This window comes from Kiritimatiellia bacterium (assembly GCA_028715905.1).
In the GTDB taxonomy this organism is placed as follows: domain Bacteria; phylum Verrucomicrobiota; class Kiritimatiellia; order JAAZAB01; family JAAZAB01; genus JAQUQV01.
Map to the genome: position 1 here is coordinate 33,201 of JAQUQV010000020.1, position 7,495 is coordinate 40,695.

At 58.8% G+C, this 7,495-nt stretch carries 7 protein-coding genes; 2 read left to right on the forward strand and 5 right to left on the reverse strand.

Annotated features, from left to right (window positions below; translation table 11 throughout):
- Window positions 1-693, forward strand: a complete 693-nt coding sequence (gene thiE / locus PHP98_05735; protein ID MDD5483136.1) for a thiamine phosphate synthase — start codon at window positions 1-3, stop codon at window positions 691-693.
- Here the strand turns inward: thiE and PHP98_05740 are convergent.
- The 5 genes from PHP98_05740 to PHP98_05760 form a co-directional block, all read right to left on the reverse strand.
- Complete coding sequence (locus tag PHP98_05740) at window positions 673-1,542, reverse strand: NAD(+)/NADH kinase (GenBank protein ID MDD5483137.1); 870 nt, start codon at window positions 1,540-1,542, stop codon at window positions 673-675. The genes thiE and PHP98_05740 overlap by 21 nt on opposite strands.
- Before the next feature lie 88 nt (window positions 1,543-1,630).
- A complete protein-coding gene (locus PHP98_05745; protein ID MDD5483138.1) occupies window positions 1,631-2,386 on the reverse strand; it encodes a TlyA family RNA methyltransferase in 756 nt (251 codons plus the stop codon).
- A 283-nt stretch (window positions 2,387-2,669) separates the two neighbouring features.
- On the reverse strand, window positions 2,670-3,596 hold the full coding sequence (locus PHP98_05750; GenBank protein ID MDD5483139.1) for a hypothetical protein: 927 nt from the start codon (window positions 3,594-3,596) through the stop codon (window positions 2,670-2,672).
- Between the two features lie 203 nt (window positions 3,597-3,799).
- Window positions 3,800-5,002 carry an FAD-dependent oxidoreductase gene (locus PHP98_05755; protein MDD5483140.1) on the reverse strand — a complete coding sequence of 401 codons (1,203 nt, stop codon included), beginning with the start codon at window positions 5,000-5,002 and terminating at the stop codon, window positions 3,800-3,802.
- Window positions 5,003-5,087: 85 nt separating this feature from the next.
- Window positions 5,088-6,311, reverse strand: coding sequence for a hypothetical protein (locus PHP98_05760; GenBank protein ID MDD5483141.1), 1,224 nt, complete (start codon window positions 6,309-6,311; stop codon window positions 5,088-5,090).
- A 296-nt stretch (window positions 6,312-6,607) separates the two neighbouring features.
- Here PHP98_05760 and PHP98_05765 point away from each other — a divergent pair, with 296 nt between their 5' ends.
- Window positions 6,608-7,339, forward strand: a complete 732-nt coding sequence (locus PHP98_05765; protein MDD5483142.1) for a sulfite exporter TauE/SafE family protein — start codon at window positions 6,608-6,610, stop codon at window positions 7,337-7,339.
- Window positions 7,340-7,495: the final 156 nt, after the last annotated feature.

Here is a 7,495-nt window from a genome sequence, read left to right on the forward strand (position 1 = left end):
ATGAACAGCAAAATCATCCATGAGCGGCGGATGGCAAAGTTCCGGCGGGCCGGGCTTTACCTGGTAACCTCGCAGGCGCTTTCGCGCGGCCGGCCCACCGAACGGATCGTCAAGGAGGCGCTGGCCGGGGGAGTGCGCCTGATCCAGCTGCGCGAAAAAGAAATGCCGTTTCCGCGCCTGTTCCGGCTGGCGGAAAAAATCCGGGCCATGACCCGCGCGGCCGGCGCGTTGCTGATCATAAACGATCGCCTGGACCTGGCGCTGGCCGTTCAGGCGGACGGCGTCCACCTGGGGCAGGACGATCTGCCGGTGTGCCGGGCCAGAAAAATCGCGCCGGATTTGATTATCGGCGCCTCCACCCATTCGCTCAAGGAGGCATTGGCGGCCCAGCGGGCCGGGGCATCCTATGTCAACATCGGCCCGATTTTCCCGACCAGAACGAAAAAATGGGACAAACCGTTCCTCGGCATCGCGAAAATGAAGCGGATTGCCGCAAAAATAAAAATCCCTTTCACGGTCATGGGCGGGATCAAGGCGGAACACATTCCGGAACTGCTCGGAACCGGCGCCGGCCCCATCGCCCTGGTAACCGCCGTTACCGCCGCGGAAAAACCGCGGCGGGCCGCCGGAAGAATGCTGGCGCTCATCCGCGCCGGGAAACAAACCGGCGCTTCAATCGGCCGGATTGGTTGAGCCCCGCCAGTGGAGCTTGTGGCGGAGGACAGAAAAGTAGCTGTAATCCGGCAGGCGCGCAAAATTCACATAAGCTTCACTGCGCCTGATTTCAATCAGGTCGGCCGTTTTCAGCGGTTCTCCGATTTGTCCGTCAACGGACAACATCAGATCGCCCGCGTTGCGGGCCACCTCCACCGTGATGAGCTTGCTGTCGGGAATTACAAGGGGGCGCGTGCTCAGGGTATGGGGACAGATCGGGGTAACGACAAAAACGGCGCACTCGGGATGCAGCACCGGGCCGCCGGCCGAAAGCGCATGGCCGGTGCTGCCGGTCGGCGTGGATACAATCAAGCCGTCGCAGACAAAAGAACTTACTTCCTCGCTGTCAATCGCCATATTCAGGGTTACCACGCGCAGCGAAGCTCCGCGGTCAATCGCGATATCGTTCAAGGCGGAAAAACGGCAGATTTCACGCTCCGCGCGCCGAACCGCGCATTCGGCCAGCGCGCGCCGGCTGATGAGCAGTTGGCCGCGGGCGGCGCAGAGAAAAGCGCGCTCCAGCTCTTCCTGGGAAATGCTGGTGAGAAAGCCGAGGCTTCCGAGATTTACGCCCAGCAGCGGGATGGCGCGCCCCTTCAACATCCGGGCTGCGCTCAGCATGGTGCCGTCGCCGCCCAGGGCCATGAGGAGATCGATTTCAGCGGAGAACTTTTCCGGGGAGAGGCATTCCGCTTCAGGCGCGAATTTTGCGGTTTCGCCGCAGACCGCCAGGCGCAACCCATGCCGCCGGGCCAGCGCCAGCGCCTCTTGCAGGATTTTTTCCGCGGACGGCTTCCGGCAATTGGCAAAAATACCGATGGTTTTCATGACGGACACCAAAACATACATCGCCGAACAGGGGTTCGGCTACATTTTGCGCTTTTTTGCGGCAAGATTGAAATTCCCATGCCTTGAATTACTTTATCGCCCTTTGCGTTTCCGGCGTCTTGGTCCAGCAGATAAAATATTCAATATTTCCGGCCGGGCCTTTCAACGGCGACTCGCACGCGCCTTTGAAGGTTAAATGCATTTTTTCGGCGCCGAATTGTCTGATCTTTTCCAGCGCGCGCAGGCGCGCTTCCGCGCTGCGCACCACCCCGCGCTTGATTTCATGCCTTTCCGCTTCAAATTGCGGCTTGACCAGCGCGACAATCATACCGCCGGACGCGACTATATTAATAACAGCCGGCAAAACCTTTGTCAACGAAATGAAGGAAACGTCCAGCGCCGCCAGTTGCGGTTTTTCGGCCAGCTGTTCGGCGGTTAGATATCTGGCGTTGGTTTTATCCATGATAACGATCCGCGCGTCGTTCCGCAACTTCCAGTGCAGCTGGCCCTTTCCGACGTCCACGGCAAAAACTTTGGCGGCCCCCCGCTGGAGAAGACAATCGGTGAACCCGCCGGTGGAGGCGCCCGTATCCAGGCAGATTTTTCCGGCGACATTGACGCCGAAGAAATTGAGGGCATGATCCAGCTTGTCCCCGCCGCGGCTCGCAAACCTCGTTTTTTCCGCAAGGGCGACAGCCGCTTCCGGCGCGACCATCTGGCTTGCCTTGGCGACGACCTGGCCGTCAACCCGCACCTGCCCGGCCAGGACAAGGGCCTGGGCTTTTGCGCGGCTTTCCGCAAACCCGCGCTCCAGCAGAAGAGTGTCTATCCGTTGTTTATCCATTTGTCCGTAACCCCTCAGTTATGTGGGTGGATGGCAATTCAATTGGCCAGTCTTCGTAGGGGCCGCGCTTGTCGCGCGCCCGTCTTTATTGAAGAGGACTTCGCAAGCGAAGCCCCTACGGTTTCTCTCCCCCCCCTCATAAATGAGGGATTACATTTGTCCGGATAATTTTCTTTCTTTCCGGATAAAATGCAATATAATATTTTCCGCAAATTACGCGCCGGCGCAGCGCGTTATCCTCGTGCAACCGGCGGGTCATACGCCAAAGCAACCCGGAAGGGTTTCACGGCCGGCGGAAATCAAAAGCAATGATGAGCGCATCCAGCGCCACCATGGTGGTGTGCAGGTAAAGCCCCTGATCAACATAATCGCCCATGGCGGGCCGGTGCCGCTCGTATTGCCCCCAGGAGCCGTCGGCGTTCTGCGACGCCATCAGAAACTTTAATCCGTCCCGGTAAACCGGCCGATCAATCTCCCCGAGATACGCGGCGCACAGAACGAACTCCGCCAGCAGATCAATCTCCGCGTTGCGGATATACCAGGGAATCATCTCTTCCAGAATGCCGCCCAGATAGATTTTATCGTCCGCCGTGAAAAAATCAACGTCCAGGTCCTCGCCGAATTTATAAGGCACAAAAACCTCGTGGGTCAGATTATAGGCCTCCATGTAATTCCGCCGGAACCATTCCGCCGGACGGCGCGCCGCGATCAGGCCGGTTTGAAAAGCGCTTTCCAGGGGAAAAGGCTCCGCCAGGCCGAAATGCGCATAATACCAGTGGAAAACCATCCGCTGGTTGACGCCGCGGCCCGGCATGCGGGCATTCAACCGCGGATGAATTTTCCTGATTTGCGCGCGATAGAATCCGGTGTCCAGCCCGAACTTTTCCATGAGATAAGCCGTGCGCAGATAGGAGGTGGCGTCCTGTTTGAAGACGAGGTCGCTGACCGCGAGCATGTCATGGTAGTTGGTCCGGCCGGTCACAACGCAAAGCTCTTTTACGCGCGGCAGAATGTCCGCTTTGTTTAGCGGGCCTGACGCGCCGGAAAGCCGCGCATAAGCGTCCAGAATTTCCGCCAGTTTTTTTTTACCCTTGACGCCGTGCGCGCGCAATTCCAGCGGATCAACATCCAGGCGGTCCAACCAGGCGCGGGCTTTCCGCAGCGCCTCTTCATATTGTTTCCGGCTGGCGGCCAGAAATTCAGCGGTCAACCTTGAGTTTCCCGGGGCCGGGCATGGATGGATCCCGCCGGATTTCAACGCCGGCTCCGTTAATTGTCCCCCCAGAGCGCCGGCCGCCGGGGGGGATGTTTCCTGGGAAAGAACAACGGCTGCGGCGCAAAAAAAACAGACTGCGGCCAATCGCGCCCCGCGCGCGCCCCGCGGCAAACCGTGAAATTTATCTGATTTTCTTGTCATAACAAAGGCGGGTCAATAATGACGCCCCCGCGTTTCAGGACCGATTGAAGAAACACCGGATTGAGCCGGGCGATGCGGCCGCCGGCGTTGCGCGCCGCCAGGGCGGACGCCGTGCCGGCGATTTCCCCGGTCAGGGCGCAGGTTGGAATCGCCCGGACAATATCCCAGGCGCCCGCCTTTGCGGAAATACAGCGGCCGGCCGCCATCAGGTTATCGGCGGCGGTTGCCGTCAGAGAACGCAGCGGCAGATAATAAACCGGCCCCGGTTTGCGCCAGTCGCCGGTCATCCCGGCCGCATCTTTGAAATATTTTCTTTCATGGCTTTCCATCAAGTCAAAACGCCCCTTCAAACGCCGGGTCATCCTGAGGTTTGGAATTGTCGGGACCAGAAGCGGGCAGATGGATTTGGCGCCGAATTTACGGCGCAGAGCACGGCATGTTTTCCGGATCATCCGCCGCGAGCCGGTGATTTGCGCGGTTACATCCGCGGCGCAATCGCCGGCAAATCCGCGCCGGCCGCCGGGCGCGCTCTTTCCGGATTGATCATACATTTCGGAAAGCGGCTGGAGTCTGACCTTGCGGCCGTCGTAATAATAAAACCAGGCGGATTTGACATTGGTCCGGAGCGAAACGGTGCGTTCCCGCGCGGCGGCGCAGACGTCGGCATCGCCGGAAGCATCCACGACCGTCCGGCATGCGATCGCGCTCCGGCCGCTTTTGTTTTCAACCACGAGCGCTTTTATTGACCGGCCGGCCTTGTGAACGGCGCAGAAACGGGTATCATACCAGATTTTGATCCGGTGCCGCAGAACCAGACGTTCCAGCTCCAGCATGAAATAAGCCGGATGGAAATAAGCGCAGTAGCGTTTTTTCAGGCGCTCCCGCCTGTTGCCGCCCTTTTTCCAGCAGGCAGGCAAAGCGGCGGGATTATCGGCTATGGAAAGCTTTAAAAGCTCCTCGCTGATTCCGCCGATGACCTGGCGGCCCATGCCGTCGCAGAGCGGAAGGTAAAGGGCAACGTTCCCGAGCGTGGCAAGGCCGCCGAGCGCGTTTTCCTTTTCAATCAGGCATACTTTTGCGCCGTGACGGGCCGCCGCCAGGGCGGCCGCGGCGCCGGCGATGCCGCCGCCGCACACGGCCACATCGCAGGATGCCGCAACGGGAATCCGCCGGGGCGGCTCAGCAATACGGATTTTCATAAGATTTTACCATCCCTTAATCGCGACGGCCAAACTGTTTTCGCCGGATATCGCCATCCTGGCCAGCCAATCCGGGCGGTTGTCTTTAATCAAAACGAGCCTGGCTGATAATTTGTTTCACTTTGTTTTTCTCTTCCTCGCTTGCCGTGTTTTCCCGCCAGATATTTGCAAGGAGTGAATTATAGTCGCCCTTTTCGGTTTCGGCCATCATTTCCAGCGCGGCCCGGGCGCCGCGCGCGTAACGGCGGGGCGCAATGCCTTCGCCCAGGGCCAGCCGCATCGTGCCGATCAAGCGGTCATCCCAGCCCAGCTTGCGGCGCGGATCGCGCACCACCCGCGCAACCGTGTCCCGCAAACAAGGGTTCAACATCCGCTTCAAAAGATCATCGGCGTACTCAACATAGCCGGCCGGGGTAAAGAGGTTGTCCAAACCGCCGTATTTGCGGCACAACGCGCCGCCGGATTCATGGATAAAAGCCTCCCTTGCCATGGCAAGCAGGGCGGAATCGTCTTTTACTTCGGAAACAAAATGATACGCCTTGCGCCGGGCCAGATAGCCGATCAGGGCATGGGTGGCGTTATGGCCGTAAAGCTTGGCCTCCTCAAAAGGCAGTAAATTGTTTTTTTCCTCAAACACGGTTATGCCCCGCCGGAAATTTTCAAACCCTATTTTTGAGATCAGGATGCGGTTGAAACTTTCCACCAGAAAGCAACGCCCGGCTTCGCCGGCCACCTTTTTCAACCCCTGCTCGCGGATCTGTTTTTCGTCGGTTACCACCCCGCTCATCTTTCCGATGACGGTGTTCAAGCACTGAATGCGGCGCCGCGCCTTTTCCTCCAGATCCCCCAGCCTGGGCGCGAGCGCCTGCCACAGGATTTCAGCGGCGCGATTGTGGTTTTCGGCGGCATAAATCACGCCGGCGCTTTGCCCGTCCCCGGCCAGACGCGCCCGTATCCCCTCCGCCAGCAACGCCGCCGCTGATTTCTCCCCCCCGGCATCATAAAAAGAGACGCTCGGCAGGGCCGTGGCGATTTCATCGGCGCGCGCCAGGGCGGAAATCAACGCGCCGCGGTCCTTATCATCAAGCGGATTGAATATCTCCACGCCGGAAATCAGCCGCGGCTCAACCGCGTTTTCCGCCGCCACGTTGATCCAGCATTTGCCGCCGGCGCGGCGGACGGCCGCGACAACCTGCGGCATGACTTCGGCCACCACCAGCCGTTGAAAATTACCGGAAAGAAATGCCTCGTAAAGGAAGAGGCCGGCCTGGATCGGCCCGAAACCGATGCCGACGAATGTTTTTTCCATCTATCTCCAACAGGATTAATGATTTGTTTTTCAATGACGCGGCCCGCCAAGGTTGTTTTTGGGCGGCGGGCTCATTCGCGGAATGCAACCTCACGGCTGTTTATTCTTACCGCATTTTCCCCTGGTTGTCCAGCCCCTCCCGTCTATTCAGGTGTCTTCTATCTTGGGTCAATTCGCCGCTACAGTACGCCCCCGGCAAAAGCTTGATTTAACGGGCTTCGCCTGCTAGATTTGCCGCCTTCATTCCATGAATGATTGGGCTGAGGACTGTAGCCCGCCTTGGAAATCAATTTAACTTGCACGACGGCATTACAATCTGGGTAATCGGCGCCATGACCGGGTTGATTACCGGCCTGGCCAAGACCGGTCTGCCGGGCTGCGGCATCCTGGCCGTGCCGCTGATGATCATGATATTCCCGGCCAAGCTCTCGGTCGGCGCCCTGCTGCCGCTCCTCATTGCGGCCGATATCTGCGCGGTAACATTTTACCACCGGCATGCGCAGTGGAAAAAACTCCTGGAACTCTTTCCCTGCGTGCTGGGCGGCATAGCGCTGGGCACGGCGGTCCTATGGAAAACAGACAGCGTTCAGCTAAAGCCGCTTCTGGGCGGCTTGATTCTCGCCCTGCTTGGCCTGGAACTGGCCCGCCAGCGTTTTGGCTGGACGCAGTTTCCGCACAAACCTTGGTTCGTGATTCTGATGGGCACTCTGGCCGGGTTTGCGACCACGCTCGGGAACGTGGCCGGGCCGGTCATGAACATTTATTTCATCAGCAGGGGATTTCAAAAAAACGAGTTTATGGGCACGGCATCCTGGTACTTCCTGATTTTTAACTGCGTAAAAATACCGATTTACGCCGGCCTCGGCATGATCACTGCGGCGACTTTGAAATTTGATGTTTTCATCATCCCCGCCGTCCTGGCCGGGGCTTTTGCGGGCCGCCTTTTGCTCGGCATAGTGCCGCAGCGGGCTTTTAATTATATTGTCCTTTCGCTGGCCGCCATCGCGGCCCTGCGGCTCCTGATATGACCGCTCCGGACGGAAAAAATCAGCCCGCAATTCAACAAATTTCGCCAAATCAGGGTTTGACGGGGGCGAAGCCGTAGCCGCCGTGCCGGGCCGGCCAGGCCACCACCATGCCGTCAAGGGACACGATATACCATTTGCCGGAAGATTCCTCGTACA